At 40.4% G+C, this 16,072-nt stretch carries 11 protein-coding genes and 1 tRNA gene; 6 read left to right on the forward strand and 6 right to left on the reverse strand.

Translation table 11 applies throughout. From position 1 onward, the window contains the following. Positions 1-186: 186 nt before the first annotated feature. From ADHAQ_RS0113315 to ADHAQ_RS0113335, 5 genes are all read right to left on the reverse strand, one after another. Positions 187-444 (reverse strand): acyl carrier protein, encoded by a 258-nt coding sequence (locus tag ADHAQ_RS0113315; protein WP_051360192.1) that lies wholly within the window; start codon positions 442-444, stop codon positions 187-189. Positions 445-455: 11 nt separating this feature from the next. Continuing rightward, positions 456-3,848 (reverse strand): efflux RND transporter permease subunit, encoded by a 3,393-nt coding sequence (locus ADHAQ_RS0113320; RefSeq protein WP_026463355.1) that lies wholly within the window; start codon positions 3,846-3,848, stop codon positions 456-458. Between the two features lie 138 nt (positions 3,849-3,986). Next, positions 3,987-5,123: an efflux RND transporter periplasmic adaptor subunit gene (locus ADHAQ_RS0113325; RefSeq protein WP_026463356.1), complete on the reverse strand. Its 1,137-nt coding sequence runs from the start codon at positions 5,121-5,123 to the stop codon at positions 3,987-3,989. A gap of 32 nt (positions 5,124-5,155) precedes the next feature. Further along, a complete protein-coding gene (locus ADHAQ_RS0113330; RefSeq protein ID WP_026463357.1) occupies positions 5,156-6,532 on the reverse strand; it encodes a TolC family protein in 1,377 nt (458 codons plus the stop codon). Between the two features lie 12 nt (positions 6,533-6,544). Further along, positions 6,545-7,159, reverse strand: a complete 615-nt coding sequence (locus ADHAQ_RS0113335; protein ID WP_026463358.1) for a TetR/AcrR family transcriptional regulator — start codon at positions 7,157-7,159, stop codon at positions 6,545-6,547. Between the two features lie 295 nt (positions 7,160-7,454). On the opposite strand from ADHAQ_RS0113335, the gene ADHAQ_RS0113340 reads away from it, so the two are divergent. From ADHAQ_RS0113340 to ADHAQ_RS0113355, 4 genes are all read left to right on the forward strand, one after another. Further along, positions 7,455-8,468: a phenylalanine--tRNA ligase subunit alpha gene (locus ADHAQ_RS0113340; protein ID WP_026463359.1), complete on the forward strand. Its 1,014-nt coding sequence runs from the start codon at positions 7,455-7,457 to the stop codon at positions 8,466-8,468. 144 nt (positions 8,469-8,612) lie between these two features. Continuing rightward, on the forward strand, positions 8,613-9,029 hold the full coding sequence (locus tag ADHAQ_RS0113345) for a Rieske (2Fe-2S) protein (protein WP_026463360.1): 417 nt from the start codon (positions 8,613-8,615) through the stop codon (positions 9,027-9,029). A 126-nt stretch (positions 9,030-9,155) separates the two neighbouring features. Then, positions 9,156-9,229 (forward strand) — tRNA-Asn (locus ADHAQ_RS0113350). Between the two features lie 353 nt (positions 9,230-9,582). Then, positions 9,583-10,731, forward strand: coding sequence for an acyltransferase family protein (locus tag ADHAQ_RS0113355; RefSeq protein ID WP_026463361.1), 1,149 nt, complete (start codon positions 9,583-9,585; stop codon positions 10,729-10,731). A gap of 26 nt (positions 10,732-10,757) precedes the next feature. Here ADHAQ_RS0113355 and ADHAQ_RS0113360 read toward each other — a convergent pair whose 3' ends face one another. Beyond that, entirely contained in the window at positions 10,758-12,170 is a 1,413-nt protein-coding gene (locus tag ADHAQ_RS0113360; protein WP_157433414.1) for a DUF5723 family protein, read from the reverse strand. Between the two features lie 673 nt (positions 12,171-12,843). On the opposite strand from ADHAQ_RS0113360, the gene ADHAQ_RS0113365 reads away from it, so the two are divergent. Beyond that, positions 12,844-13,629 (forward strand): polysaccharide biosynthesis/export family protein, encoded by a 786-nt coding sequence (locus tag ADHAQ_RS0113365; protein WP_026463363.1) that lies wholly within the window; start codon positions 12,844-12,846, stop codon positions 13,627-13,629. A gap of 11 nt (positions 13,630-13,640) precedes the next feature. After that, complete coding sequence (locus ADHAQ_RS25655; protein ID WP_034256810.1) at positions 13,641-16,016, forward strand: GumC family protein; 2,376 nt, start codon at positions 13,641-13,643, stop codon at positions 16,014-16,016. Positions 16,017-16,072 lie beyond the last annotated feature (56 nt).

Genomic DNA, 16,072 nt, shown 5'->3' on the forward strand with positions numbered 1-16,072 from the left:
AGACACCTTAAAACGGGGTTAATACAGACCTTACCTATAATAAAAATTTTTACCGCGTCTTCCTTTTTTTATGGTCTTATGCCAGAACAAGAAGTAGTTAAAGCATTACCAGAGCACGTTCCATTTAACAAAAAAAGAGGCTACCCTTTCGGATAACCTCTCCACTAAATAGAAAACAGGAAAATTTTAACTGGCTTGCGACAAGGTATGGGTATACACATAATCTACAAAATCGCCAACCGTATCAATAGGTACTTCGTCGGGTATCGTTATTTTAAAATTCTTTTCTAATTCTAATATAATATCTACTACATCTACAGTATCAAAGCCAAACTCCTGGCTTAAATTAGCTTTAGGGCGCAAGCGCGCTGCCCTGATTTCTTTTGTTTTGCTAATTATATTTATTACTTCATTTTTGATTGCGGGGGTAGGGTGTACTCTCATATTAATAAGCATTAAGCAATTTGTTCTTCATATTGATGATCCATTATTTTACCGGAAGGTTGCAAGCCTCTTTTCGGAAATAATTTAAATTTTACTTTTTCATTTAGCAGGTACATTACCGGCACCACTAACAAGGTAATAAAGGTGGCAAAGGTCAGTCCGAAGATAATACTCCAGGCCAGAGGCCCCCAGAATGCCATACTTTCGCCGCCTACATAAAAGTTAGGGTTAAACTCTGTAAACAAAGTAAAGAAGTTAATGTTTAGACCAATAGCTAGCGGTATCAACCCTAAGGTGGTAGAAACAGCCGTCAGAATTACCGGGTTTAAGCGCTCTTTACCCGCCTGTACAATGGCCTCCTTTAATTCCAGCCCTTCCTTTAAAAGCTGGTCGGTAAATTCCACAATCAGAATACCATTTTTTACCACTATACCGGCCAGGGCTATGATGCCTACCCCTGTCATTACAATCGAGATATCCATTTTAAAAATAGAAAACCCTAGTAACACCCCGATGATACTGAACAGGATCTCCGACAGGATAATAACAGTTTTAGAAACCGAGTTAAACTGCGTTACCAGAATCAGGAATATCAGCATAAAGGAGGCAGCCAAAGCCAAGCCTAAGAAATCAGACGTTTCTTTCTGATCTTCCTGCTCGCCGCCCATTTTTATCTCAAATCCTTGCGGCACTTTATAATCTTGCAGGGCATCGGTTATTTCGCCCACAATGGCATTGGCATTATAACCGGTAAGCACATTAGAAGAAAGGGTAATTACCCGCTTCAAATCTTTTCGTTTTACCCCACCATAAGTACTGGAATAACTAATATTAGCCACCGACGAAAGCGGCACTTGTTTAATGGCACCGGAAGCTTCCCGGAAGGTAATATTCATATTAGCCAGGGCATCGATATTCTTCCGGTACAATTCATTGTAACGAATCTGAATAGGATACTCTTCTTCATCCAGTTTAAACTTAGAAGCTTCTTTTCCAAAAATGGCCGTACGCAGTTCCATTCCAATCTGGCCGGTGGTTAAACCTTCCCGGTTAGCGCGTACCCGATCAATGTTAATCTGAATTTCCGGGTTATTATCTTCTAAGTCTGACCGTAAATCTTCTATACCGGCAATGTTTTTCGCGTCTATAAACTTCTCTACATCGCGCGATAGCTTAATTAATTCGGTGAAGTTTTCCCCGGCTATTTCAATACTGATGGGTTTACCTACCGGCGGGCCATTGGCCTCCCGATCTACACTTATTTCGGCTCCTGGAATACCTTTTACCGCTTCGCGTACCAATGGTATGTATTCACTGGTGCTTTTGCCCTTGCGTTGCTGAAACTCGACAAAGGCAATGGAAACTTTCCCTAAGTTAGATTGTGCCCCCATAGATCCCTGATTGCCTTCACTTGCACCAACAGCCACGTTCGCAATGATAGATTCCACATCTCTATTATCAGCACCCAATACTTTTTCAATCCGCTTCTCTACTACCTGGGTTACCGAGTCGGTAACGGTCTGGTCGGTACCTACCGGCATTTTTATATAGGTATAAATAAAATCAGGATCACCGGAGGGAAAAAACACCACGTTAGGCGCCCGGACAATGGTAAGACCAATAGAAAAGAACAGCAGAAATACTACGGTACCCAGTACAAAATAAGGTTTTTTACCGGCCAGCATCCAGCGCAGCAACCGCTCATATTGGTTCATAAACCGCGGCAGAGCCTTGGTCTGGAAACTATGAATCCACTTGGTGAATACATATTTATTCAGTACAATAATCAGCACCAGGAAGATGAGCAAATTACCCATGCCCACCGATCCGGCTACATAAAATACCAATGCCACCAACGTTATAACCCCTAACACCAGGTAAAAGGTCTTGCGGGCTTTGGGGGAATTATTCTCTTCATTATCCCGGCGCATAAACGAAACCGCAAATACCGGGTTTATCAAAAAGGCTATAATCAGCGACGATACCAGGACCACAATCAGGGTGATAGGCAGGTAGAACATAAACTCACCTACTATACCCGGCCAGAAAGACATGGGCAGAAAGGGCGCCAATGTAGTAAGGGTACCCGCAAAAACCGGCACAAATACTTCACCGGCGGCAAATTTGGCGGCTTTCCGTATATTCATGGAAGTGGTATTGTAAATCCGGTGCGTATTTTCCACTACCACAATAGCATCATCTACCACGATACCTAAAGCCAGCAAAAACGAGAACAGCACAATCATGTTCAGGGTAAAACCCAGCGTAGGCATCACAATAAAAGCCAGGCACATAGAAAGCGGCACCGAAAGCCCCACAAACAAAGCATTGGTGGTGCCCATGAAAAACATCAGAATAACCGTAACCAGGATAAAACCAATGATAATACTGTTTACCAGGTCATTCAGGGTATTCCGGGTGCGGTCCGACTGGTCGCCGGTAATGGTAATCTTTAAATCTTTGGGCAAGGTGGTACCCGGCATTTCTTTTAAGATCGCCTCAATTTTATCGGAAGCATCAATCAGGTTCTGGCCACTGCGCTTAATAACGTTAATGGTTATTACCGGCTGATGATCCAGGCGGGCAAAGCTTTCTCTTTCTTTAAAACCATCGGTAATGGTCGCAATATCTTTTAGGTAAATGTTAGCTCCGGGCAACGATTTAACTACTATTTCTCCCAGCAGATTCGGATCCTGGTACTGACCTACTACCCGCACGGCCCGCTTCATTTCCCCTACCCGGATGCTGCCGCCCGATATAGTAGCATTTTCAGCAGCAATCGCCCGTTCGATATCATTGAACGTTACTTTGGCTACCTGCATTTTATACAGATCCACATCTACCTGTACCTCTTTTTCCAAGGCCCCTACAATGTCTACCCGGGTAATTTCTGGCAAAGCTTCTATGCGGTCTTCTATGTCCTCGGCATATTTCTTTAACCGGTCCAGGCTGTAGTTCCCCGACAAGTTTACAAACATGATGGGAAATTCCGAGAAGTTAATTTCCTGTACACTCGGCTGATCCGGCAAATCGTTAGGCAAATCCATTTTTGCCTTGTCTACCGCATCTTTTATGCGTTGCTTGGCTTCTTCTACCTCAACGTCCGTATTAAATTGCACCTGAATAGCCGAAAAATCCTGGATAGAATTAGAAGTAACTTTCTTTACCCCGCTCAGCGATTTAATTTGCTTTTCAATAGGGCGGGTAACCAGGTTCTCCATATCCGTAGGCGACGTTCCCGGATAAGGCGTACCCACATAGATGGTTGGCACCACAATGTCTGGGAAGTTTTCTTTTTGCAACCGGTTATAGGCAATATATCCCGCCAGGGTAAGGATAAGGGTTATGATGTAAACGCTGGTCCGGTTATCAATGGCCCAACTGGTTGGTTTGAACTCTTTCATATTCTTAATAACTATAAGCTACAGCAACAGGCCTAAAGCTTTTTTCAACTTGTTCAATGGCAATAAACGCTATTCAAAATAAGCTCTATAATAAAGCCCTAGAGCTTTTCTGCTAATCCCGTAAGCCTAAACCTTTGCTTAAAAAGTAATGGTTTGCCCTTCGTTCAGGCTCTGGTACCCTACGGTAATGACTTTATCATTAGAGGCCAGCCCGTTCACAATCTCAATTTTTCCTTTGTAGGTCATGCCCGTCGTTACCGGTTTTTTCCGGACTACATAATCCTTGCCGTTCGGCTCGGCTACATAAACAAAAGTCGAGTTTTCATCTTTCTGTACCAGGTTTACCGGTACCACCGTAGCTTCTTCTTTCTGGTAATCTTTAATGCGCACCACCGCTATCATGTTAGGGCGTAAAGGCACCTGGTTATTAGCCTTATTTTTAATAACCAGTTCAATCGGGAAAGACCGGCTATTGGCGTTAATTACCTGGCTTACCACTTTTACCGTAGCATCCAGTTCAGTATTGGTATCAGGCAGGAATATTTTTGCCTGATCGCCCGCTTTTACTTTACCGGCATAAGCTTCCGAAACTTCCGCCACTACTTTTATGCCATCCTGGTTTACAATCCGCCCGATTGGCTGCGGCGAGGCAGGGCTAACGGCTTCACCTACTTTAGGAATAAAGTCATCCACTACCCCGCTAATGGGTGCTTTTATGTAATATTGGTCCAGCTGCTGACGCAAAGTAGCCAGTTTACGCTCTAATGCGTCTTTGTTGTTTTTGGCCGTCAGATACTGCACTTCCGTGCCTATTTTCTGGTCCCATAACCGTTTTTGTTTTTCGTATATGGTATTGGTCAGTTCTAAATTAGTGCGCAGTTCCTGTATGGTTTGCTCCATAATCGAAGGATCAATTACGGCTAATACCTGGCCTTTGCGTACCCGGTCGCCGCGCGTTACCCGCACACTCGTCAGTACTCCCGCCATGCGAGGGCTCACTGCTACACTTTGCTCGAAATCTACCCGGCCTTGCACCTCCAGGTAATGATCGAAGGCCTGCGGCTGAACAGAAACTACCGAAACCGGTGTAGCGGTTTGCGCTACGCCTTTGCCTTCCGCTTTTAACTCTTCTTCCAGTTTGGCAATTTTATCCTGTATGTCGGCCTGCTCTTTTTTCAGATTTGTTAATTGCTCTTCTTTATTCCCGCCTTCTTTGTTGCAAGCCGAAAAGCTAACCAGGGCAATCAATAAAGCTATTGATAATTGTTTTTTCATTCTAGTATTTATTTCCATAGTAAGGCTCTTCTTTATCTTTTCAGCGTACCGGTAGCTTTCTCCAAATCTACTTTGGTAATCACGGCATCGTACAGGGCGCTGTAATAATTAGTTTGGGCCTGCCGTAAATCTGTTTCGGCGGTTATTACCTCCAGGTTAGAGCCCACGCCTTCCTTAAATTTAACATTAGCTACCCGGGCCACTTCCTGCGCCAACGCCAAACTTTCTTTCTGCGATTGCAATACCTGTAAAGCATTCTGCAGATTGGTGTTAGACTGCCGGATTTGTAAATCAATGCTGTTTTGCAAGGTAATGGCTCCCTGGTCCAGGGACTGAAGGGCTAGCTTTCCTTGTTTAATCTGGTAATGTCTTCGTAAACCATCAAATACCGGAAACTGAACACTTAGCCCCACAAAAGAGTAGTTGTAGTAAGGGCCATGACCAAACATATTCTTCTCGCCAAAGGCAAAGAGTTTAGCAAAATCGTTGCCGGCCGTATTCCAGCCCACCCTACCCGTTAAGGATACGGTTGGGTAATAGCCTACTTTTCGGTTTCGCAGGTCCAGCACAGCCAGGTCCCGTTGGGTTTGCAAAATGGAATATTCTATGCGTTGCGGGTAATCAAATTTTTCGGCTGCTACCTGCTGGGTTTCCACTACCACATTATCCAGTTTATCCGTAAGTTCAATAGGCTGGGCTAAATTCAGGCTCATCTGAAACCGTAATAAATCTACGCCCAATGCTACCAGTCTTTCTGCTTTGTCTTTTTCTACCTTCAGGTTGTTATAAGAAACCTGCATCCGGTCTACATCTATTTTCTCAGCAAATCCCTGCCGCTGAATCTGGGTAGTTTCGCGCAGTAAACTTTCTAACCGGGCCAGGTTGCGGTCCAGCAAGGTTAAGCGCTCCCGCGATACCAGCACACTGTAATAAGCTTTGGTAACACCTTCAAGTATATCCAACTCGGTTTGCTGCACTTGTTTGGTAGCCAAATCAGTATACACATTGGCCGCTTTCAAGCCTAATAAGTAAGACCCGTTAAATACCATCTGGCTCCCGCTAAACCCCAGCGCACTGGAGTACTGGGTCCCAAACTGCACCGGAATAAAAGGCACATCCGGCTGACCCGCTACTATACCGGGTAAAAAGCTTGTCTGTATATTTAAGTTATTACCAATATCAATAGCGCCGTTAATCTGGGGCAAACCGGTAGCTTTTACTTCCCCTACTTTCGCCCTGGCAATTTCTGATTGAATCTGGGCATTTTTTATAGTGGGCTGGTTTTGCAAAGCATACCGGATGGCTTGTTGCAAGCTAAAAGCCTGGGGTGTACCCTGCTGCTGGGCCGAAGCAACAGAGAGGCTGGCTAATAACACCAGTAAAACCAGGAAGTACTTAGTGGTTTTCATTTTCTTTACTATTTATTCTACTTCGGTAACTTCTTTGTATTTATTTATTAGTTTATGCCCTTTTAAAGAGGCAATTCCCATCATAAAATGATCCAGTATGGCTAATTGCACCTTTTGCATGTTAAACTGGTCAGGCGGAAAAAACTCCGGGTTAAAGCTATGCTCGGTTTGCAGCAAGCGCAGTCTGGCCAAAATCTCTATATCAATATCGCTGCGGTATAAACCTTCTTCTATGCCTCTTTTTAAATTTGCTACTATCTGCTGAAAGAGGACGTTATTTTTATGATCAACCCACAATTGGTAAGCTTTGGGGTGATACTTCTGTAAATCATAAAAAACCGAATGATGAACCCCGGCTAACCGCTTCCGCATCATGCCCATGATATTAAAAAGTTCTTCCACCGCATTCTGTGCCTCCACTGAAAATTGCTGGCAATCCTGGTTCATATCACCTAAATAAGCCTGCAGGGCTGCCCCTACAATTTCATCTTTGTTCTGAAACCACTTATAAATCGTTTTTTTTGAGGCCCCCAGTTTCAAGGCTATATCATCCATCGATACACTCTTGATGCCCCTGTTCAAAAACAACTTAAAGGACTCAACTAAAATTTTTTCCTTGATCTCCATCCAGCTTTAAAATCTCAGCACGAAACTATAGAAACTTTTTTTGTTTCCCAAGTTTCCATCAAAATTTTTATATCTTTTAAAGAAAAACCATACTATTCCAAAGATTACGCAGGCACAAATGTGATTATCAGATTGCTTTAGGAAAAATAAAAATCCTTTAAAAGGTAAATTTTATCCCTGAATGACCGAAATGGGCGGATGAACCACGAAAAATAAATCAGGGAAAAATATATCAATTGCACCAATACCGCTTAGGCTCTGGATAAAACCGGATTACTGCCTATATTTGCATATTATGTTTGAGAAAGTAACGAAAATAGCCCAAGAAGTTGCTGCTTTTGACATCAGCAATAAAGAGCAACTGGAGCAGTTCCGCATTTTATATACCGGTCGCAAGGGCCAGATAGCCGACCTGTTTGACGATATCAAAAATATTGCGCCTGACCAACGAAAAGCTTACGGCCAGGAAGTAAATAAATTAAAAGAACAGGCTCAGGCAAAATTCACCCAGGCCCTGGAGCAGTTAGATGCTTCCGTGGGCAATTTCGAATTAGCCATTGATTTCAGCTTACCACCGGTACCCCATACCATGGGTACCCGCCACCCGCTTTCGGTCGTGCGCGAAGAAATCATCCGCATTTTCGAACGCTTAGGCTTCAACTTGTCCGAAGGTCCCGAAATAGAAGATGACTGGCATAACTTTACGGCCCTGAACTTCCCCGAGAACCACCCGGCCCGCGACATGCAGGACACGTTCTTTGTAGAAGGCGATATGTTGTTGCGTACGCATACCTCCAGTGTACAGGTACGGGTCATGGAAAACGAGAAACCGCCTATCCGCACCTTATCCCCGGGACGGGTGTACCGCAACGAAGCTATATCAGCCCGGGCACACTGCGTTTTCCACCAGATAGAAGGTTTGTTTATTGATGAAAACGTCAGCTTTGCCGACCTGAAACAAACGCTATATTACTTTGTGCAGGAAATGTTTGGCAAAGAAACTAAAATCCGTTTCCGGCCCTCCTTTTTCCCATTTACTGAACCCAGTGCCGAAATAGATATTTCCTGCCTTATCTGTAAAGGAACGGGCTGTAATATCTGCAAGCATACCGGCTGGGTAGAAATTGGCGGCTCCGGCATGGTAGACCCGGAAGTGCTTAAAAATTGTAACATAGATCCGGAGAAATATTCTGGTTTCGCTTTTGGAATGGGTATCGAACGCATCACCATGCTGAAATACCAGATTAAAGATTTACGCTTATTCACCGAAAACGACATTCGCTTCCTGCGGCAGTTTGAGTCGTTATAGGTGATAAAAGTTAAGAAATAAAAAGCCAGCCGGTATATTCAAAATAACGGCTGGCTTTTATCGTTTATACAGGAACCGGTTCAGGTTAAAACTTAAACAGCACCTGACCGGTATTTAAATCAAAACTTTTATCCGCTCTAACTAATGCTCCGTAGGCTCTTCTTTTTTATCAGTTTACTAACGGCTGTTGCTTGCGGCAAAGATACGGTAGCCCCCCAAATCCCTTATGTGCCCGTAAACGAACAACTCAACTTAACCAACATCCAATACAACCAACTGCGACGAGACAACGGCTACGTGTATATTAATGGTGGTTTACGCGGCCTTATTGTTATCCGACAAAATGCTAATCACTACCTGGCCATTGAGCGCACCTGCAGTTATAAACCCGCTGATGCCTGTGCCCTGGTGAGCGTAGATCCGTCGGGTTTATTTCTGAAGTGTGGCTGCTGCAACTCCCAATTCGATTTAACCGGCCGGGTAACCGGTGGACCGGCTGCTTACCCGCTCAGATTGTACGGCACCAGCCTCAACGGCAATTTACTGTACATCAACAACTAAGAATAATCTTACTCCGCTTCGAAAAAAATATTTAATTTTTTTATGCCAAATACTTGCGTAGAACCGAAAACTGCCGTAATATTGCATCACAATTCAGCAGCGCAGTAGCAAAACTGAAAAGTAAACTCCTCCTTAGCTCAGTTGGTTAGAGCACATGACTGTTAATCATGGGGTCCTTGGTTCAAGCCCAAGAGGGGGAGCAAAACAAAAAAGCCACTTACAAATATAAATTGTAAGTGGCTTTTTTTTATTCCCAATGGCAAGCGTGCTGCTCCTAAAAAAGAAAGCGTATCAACTGGTTAAAGGAATACTTAAAAACCGTTTCCTTCGCTAATTTTGTAAGAGTTGCTTCATTTAAAGGCTACAAGTCACTTATCTAATAAGTAAATTTGTAAAAGCGCTTCACTAAACTAAAATTTAATGCTCTTATAATGAACCTGATAACAAAAACAGGTCAGTGATTAAATGGTAAAAGGAACTTTTAAACCAGTATTCTATTTAAATAACTGAGCATTATTGGCCGGAAATAAATTTATTCAAACAGAAAAAGATTGTGTTACTTTCTCCATCCCCTCCCAAATTAGAATCGACTACAATCCGGGAAATTCAAAAGGACAATACCTTTCAGCACATTGCAAGCTTCGATGGCATCCGAGGCTTTGCCGCTTTTCTGGTTTTGCTTCATCACGGCAGCTATGGCTTTTTCCATGGGGGCTGGATTGGCGTAGATCTTTTCTTTGTTTTAAGTGGCTACCTCATTACCTCTTTACTGCAGAACGAATACAACACTACCGGTAAAATATCCATTTCTAAGTTTTATGCCCGCCGTGCGTTACGACTCCTGCCACCCCTCTTGTTAGTCGTATTATTAGCCAATATTTTCTGGCCTTACACCAGTCATTATCCGGGTGCCGATCAAAGCACTGCTACCCTATCGGCTTTATTGTACTTTTTAAATTTTATTCCGGATAAAGTAGCGGGTAACTTAACGCATATCTGGTCTTTATCCGTGGAAGAGCATTTTTACCTGGTCTGGCCGTTTATTGCTGCCTGGTTCTTCTTTAAAACCTCCCGGCGCAACCGTATTCTATTTTTATCGGCTTTAATACTAGCCGGAGTAGCTTTTCGGATATATGCCTTTAATTCCGAAATTCAGCTTTTGAATGGTTTAATTACCGTGGATGCTTACCGGTTTACCTTATGCCGGATAGATGGCATTTTACTAGGCGTTTTATTATCCGTAATCCTGAACAAACCAAAGTATAAAAATACCACCTTACCCAACACTACTGCCACCTTATTTTTAGCGGGATTATTTATCTTTTTTATCACGATTCTGGTGGCTGTCGGCGAAACCAACCTGTACTGGCGCAATGGGGGCTTTATCCTGACCAATATCATCTGTGCCTTTACCGTGTTTATAGCAGTAAAGAAGCCCAATCATTCCTTTTTAACCAACAAAGTACTTCGGTGGCTGGGGAAACGCTCCTATGGTATTTACATGTACCACTTCCCTATCTTCCTGGTACTCGAAAACCTGCGAGAGCCCGGCAATGTGAGCAACCTGCTTACAGTTACCCTGCTCCGCTTCGTAGCTTCTATTGTGGCCGCTGAGTTGTCCTACCGGTATTTAGAGCAACCTATTCTAAAATTGAAAAAGCGATATGAGGTAAATAAGCCTGAGGTTGCCAAAGCTATTTAGTGATCTTCAGAAGAATAGCTGCCGGTCTAAGGCTTAGTGGCTTTTTTACTAAAGCTTACGCCAAAGAAGCCGTCCAGCTGTTTACTCTTTCCTAATGCCGTAAATAAGCTCCCGGACCCAATAAATACGGGTCCAAAACGCAAAGCTAAGCCAGCCTGCATTTTACTTAAAGGATTATAACTTAAAGGCAGAAAAACACCTACTCTATCATTTTCATACCGAGGCGTAAGTGCATAAAAGCTATAGGTATAAATGGCTGCAGGAGATCCTATCTTTCGCAAGTTTTCCTGCGCCTCGAAATTTACAAAGAACCCTTTATCAAGATTATAATCAACAGACCAATTCAAGGTAGTGGGCAAACCAATTCTATAAGACGTTGTAGCTACGGCTGTTTCTTTAAAATAAGCCGGATATTTATCAAAAACACTCGCCGCCTTGTTAAACTCTGAGCCACTTAATCCTTCGTGAAAGTAAAATTGTTTATTAGCGGGTATACTTACATCATAATTTATACTATATTTAGAATCGGGTTGAAAAGCCACTGCACCTATATCATTTAGAGCAAGTGCAAATTTTAGCAGATAAGTCTTCTTTTCTTCTCTTGAATGAAATTCGTAACTAAACCCTATATCAGCCCCAAGACCTCCTTTTCTCATTTTAAAGAGATCAAACAATCCTATATGGTTCAAAGATTTACCAGCAGTCCTTGTACTTAAAACTCCACTAGCATCTGTTAAATAGGAATCCGGCAGTTGCTTATTATACCTTACTGTTCCATTGAACTCCTCTATTGCCAAGCTGGCATTACTAACACCCGAAATATACTTAACATTTACTCCTCCTCTTAATTGATGCGCCCCTTTTTCCCATATTTTATCTGCCCAACCTAAAACCAACTCATTTAACATTGTATTATTAGCCCTCATAAATAATTTAGGACCAACCGTATAAGGGTGAGAAACCATTTCTACTCCATGATCATCAATATCGGCTATGATTCTTCCATCTAGATTGTATCCATTTACATAAAGCCGCGAACGAGTAGAAAAAGAAAGTACTCCAATTTTGGGAGTACGCCACATAACCGCTGGCCCAAGCATTTCTGCAGAAGCAAAAACAAAAGTATTTTTGGAACTACTTACCCATTTTTCTTTAAGGGTTTCTGTTGTTAACCTAGGTAAACTGCTCCAATTTAAAGATGCATTAGAACCAGCCAGATTTCCTTGAAATGAGAAAATATGAACGGACCACTTATCCGGCATATCAGCCTTAAAAGCAGGATTAACCAATTGTTTTACAAATCCTACTTTATTACTAGTTCGAATTCCAGCAAAGTTTTGGGCATACGATCTATTAATAAAAAATAGAATTAGTAGTAAAGAAGCTACATAATGCATACTAATATGGGGATGCCTAATATAAGATGAGGCTATATTCACAGATTTATTAGTTCAGAAAAAATGGATTACCATTTTAATTATGCAAATTTACCTGTTATTATCCGTAACTAGTATGAATGAAGCGATAATTAAATACGAACTTCATATTCTTCCTTACTTAAGGACTTTTAGAAAAATGTAAAAATTTTAAGTAAGAAATAACACCTTAGCTCAGAATACCCCTATAAAACATAATAAATTTGATGAGGAGCAAATTCATAAAAAATAAAATTTATTTTATGAGTGAAAATTTAATAGGTATAAAATCTTTCTTTGAGTCAAGCCTACATAATAACAGCTTAAAAGAAAATAACTTCTTCATAGAGAGAAACAATAAACAAATAATTTAGATTTTTCTCCTTTTTTATTTACCTCTAGTAAGGCTACTTAATGAGCATAAAAAAAAGGACTTGAGAAGTCAATTTTTTCCTAACAAATGGAATTTAATGAGGTTTACAATTGTATATACTACGCTTAGCAAAAGGTGCAATTTTAAATTTTTTTCTATAAAGAAAGAACTTAATTATAAGATTTATATATTTTTAACTAAATCTTTAATTTTTTTATACTAATTTTTTTTTTATAAATTGCAATACGTTTATTAACTAATAAGGTTTTAAAAATATAAATTTTTTATTATAAACTAAGTCTGGTGTATACTTTGTATTACAAAATGAAATTAAACTACTTTCTGTTAGTTGCCATTATTTTCAACTTTTCATGTACGCCTAGAAATCTGGCTTACTTTAGTGACTTAAAACAAAATACGGCTTACGAAGAAGCAATATTAAACGATATAGATCCTAAGATTCAAACTTATGATTTGCTAAGCATAACTGTAACCAGTTTAAACCCTGAAGCAAATGCATTGTTTAATACAGGGGTGGCAGCCCAAGCCAAAACAATTACAGATTTTAGTTTATCCAGAAGTAATAATAGTGAATTGGCCAGAGAAGGTTACTTAGTAGACAAAACCGGTAGTATTGATTTTCCTGTTTTAGGAAAGATAAAACTGGTAGGCCTTACCAAAACTCAGGCTACAGAAATGTTAAAAAACCAGCTAAAACTTCATCTAAAAGATCCTATAATAAATGTACGTTTTCTGAATTTCAAAATAACTGTAGTAGGTGAAGTTAATCGACCGGCTACTTTTAGCATTCCTTCCGAAAGAATCAATATCCTCGAAGCATTGGGTATGGCCGGCGACATGACAGCTTTTGGAAAAAGGGAAAATGTATTAATAATACGTGAGGAAAATGGAATACGTAAGATGACACGCCTTAACCTGAATAACAAGGAAATTCTAAATTCACCTTATTTTTATCTGCAGCAAAATGATGTGATTTATATAGAACCGGATAAGATGAAACAGGTGCAGGCGAGTACGAATACCCGAACAATATCTATTATTGCTTCATTGACCACATTGCTCATAGTTGTTGCCTCAAGATTATTATAAATTATATTTCCATGACAGAAAAAGAATTTTTACAATTTAAACCGGAAGCCACGGAAGAAATAGATTTAAAATCGTTGCTTTTCAAGTATCTGCATTATTGGTATTTATTCCTGATCGGAATTATTTTGAGCTTAGCCTTGGCCTTTATTTACCTACGATATGCGACGCCACACTACAATATTAAGAGTAAATTATTAATCAAAGACGATCAAAAAGGGTCCGGGCTCCTGGGAGGTTCAGCTTTTAGCGATCTGGACATCTTTCAATCCAGCAAGATTATAGATAACGAAATAGAAGTCTTAACGGCTTCCAGTTTAATGGAACGGGTACTAAAAGAGCTTTCTTTAGAAACCTCGTTTTTTAAAGTAGGTCGTATTCATGATGTAGAAATTTATGGAGAAGAAGTACCTGTAAAAGTTATTGTTAAAAGATTGACTGATGAAGCTTATAAAACAAGGTTAGCACTTCACATTAAGGACAAACAAAGCTTTGTACTGGAAGAAAGCACCAAGGATGGTGATCCGGTAAAAACTGTTTATAATTTTGGGCAGCAGATAAAAAAGCCTTATGGTGTTTTTACGGTAGTAGCTAAAACAATAATCAACAGGTCAAAAAGCCCTCAAGATGTTAATATTAAATTTAATGATATTGAAGAACTAGCCCTTTACTACAATCAGAAGATAGAAATTACCCCTGCTAATAAAAAAGCAAGCGTTTTATTAATTAGCCTCACTGAACCGGTTCGGGAAAAAGGAAAGGATATCATAAACAAATTAATAGAGGTTTATAACAAAGAAGCATTAGAAGATAAAAATGCAGTTGCATCCAATACTATCAATTTTATAGACGAACGCTTACGGTTTATTACAGCGGAATTATCAGATGTCGAAAAAGATGTTGAGCGTTATAAAAGATCCAATGAACTAACAGATGTAAGCTCAGAAGCCAAACTATACGTGGAAAGTGCCAGCCAGTATAATAAGCAATTAGCTGATTTTGATATCCAACTGGATGTTCTGGAGTCAATTGAAACTTATTTAAATAAATCCGGTCAAAATTATCAGTTAGTACCGAGTACTTTAAGTGTACAGGACCCTACCCTACTGGGCCTAATTAGCAAGTTTAATGAACTGCAGCAGGAACGGGAGCGAATGCTCCGTACTACGCAAGCCAATAGCTTATTGGTGCAAAATATAAATGACCAGCTAGCAAACTTGCGGGTAAATATCCTGGAAAATTTAAAAAATATAAAAAACGGGTTAAAAATTACCCGTGATAAACTCAAAGCCAATATGGCTTCTTTCAAATCCAGAATTCATAATGTCCCTTCCATTGAACGTGAATTGCTGGAAATTCAACGGCAGCAAGGTATAAAACAAGGTCTTTACCTATATCTTCTTCAAAAAAGAGAAGAATCAGCCGTTACATTGGCCGCAGCGGTATCTAACTCCAGGGTATTAGACCCCGCAAAAGTTGGTAAAGACCCGGTAAATCCCAAAAAGATGCTGGTTTACCTGATCGCTATGTTGGCAGGAGTTGGTGTTCCATTTGCTGCTTTGTTTATTAAAGAATTATTAAACGATAAGGTACAGGAGAAAAAAGAAGTAGAGCAGGTTACTTCTATGCCTATACTGGGAGAGTTGCCGCATGACAAGTCTGGCAGTGCTGTGGTAGTAACGGAGGAGAACAGAACCTCAACAGCGGAAATGTTCCGTCTTATTCGGGCTAACTTAAAATATGCAACCTTAGGAAAACCCAATAAAGTTGTATTGATTACTTCCAGTATGAGTGGGGAGGGTAAAACTTTCTTTAGTCTTAACTTAGGTGCAAGTCTGGCTTTAACTGGTAAAAAAGTAGTGGTATTGGGATTTGATTTACGGAAACCAAAATTATTAGAAACTTTAGGTTTGCCTAATGAGCCCGGTATAGCTAATTATCTTGTTTCTGATAATATTATGTTAGATGATATTGTACAACCATCTCGAATTATGGAGAACCTCTTTGTGATAGGCTCTGGTCCAATACCTCCAAATCCAGGCGAATTAATGTTAAGTCCTAAGGTGAAGCATTTACTGGAAACATTACAAGAAGTTTTTGATTATGTAATTCTGGATACCCCGCCTGTAGGACAGGTAGCAGATGCTTTTACCCTAGCTCCCTATATTGATTCCAGCATATTTATTGTTCGTTATAATTACACATTCAAGGCGCAGTTACAGTCAATCAATAATGATGTTTATAAAAATAAAAAGCTTAACCATCCGATGATAGTAATGAATGATGCTAAAAAAGGAAATGGATATGGCTATGGATATGGATATGGTTATGGTTATGGTTATGGTTATGGTTATGAAGAAAAAGGAAAGAAAAGTAAAGTAGGAGTGTAAACTCATATAGCTTGTCCTTTTGACTTCACTAATGAAATGCAAACCACCTGAAAATA

The organism is Adhaeribacter aquaticus DSM 16391 (assembly GCF_000473365.1).
GTDB lineage: Bacteria > Bacteroidota > Bacteroidia > Cytophagales > Hymenobacteraceae > Adhaeribacter > Adhaeribacter aquaticus.

Coding starts and splice junctions, on each gene's coding strand:
- ADHAQ_RS0113330 (WP_026463357.1), bottom strand. CDS start 6,532: ATGAAAACCACTAAGTACTTCCTGGTTTTACTGGTGTTATTAGCCAGC.
- ADHAQ_RS0113365 (WP_026463363.1), top strand. CDS start 12,844: ATGAAATTAAACTACTTTCTGTTAGTTGCCATTATTTTCAACTTTTCA.
- ADHAQ_RS25655 (WP_034256810.1), top strand. CDS start 13,641: ATGACAGAAAAAGAATTTTTACAATTTAAACCGGAAGCCACGGAAGAA.
- ADHAQ_RS0113325 (WP_026463356.1), bottom strand. CDS start 5,123: ATGAAAAAACAATTATCAATAGCTTTATTGATTGCCCTGGTTAGCTTT.
- ADHAQ_RS0113340 (WP_026463359.1), top strand. CDS start 7,455: ATGTTTGAGAAAGTAACGAAAATAGCCCAAGAAGTTGCTGCTTTTGAC.
- ADHAQ_RS0113335 (WP_026463358.1), bottom strand. CDS start 7,159: ATGGAGATCAAGGAAAAAATTTTAGTTGAGTCCTTTAAGTTGTTTTTG.
- ADHAQ_RS0113315 (WP_051360192.1), bottom strand. CDS start 444: ATGAGAGTACACCCTACCCCCGCAATCAAAAATGAAGTAATAAATATA.
- ADHAQ_RS0113320 (WP_026463355.1), bottom strand. CDS start 3,848: ATGAAAGAGTTCAAACCAACCAGTTGGGCCATTGATAACCGGACCAGC.
- ADHAQ_RS0113345 (WP_026463360.1), top strand. CDS start 8,613: ATGCTCCGTAGGCTCTTCTTTTTTATCAGTTTACTAACGGCTGTTGCT.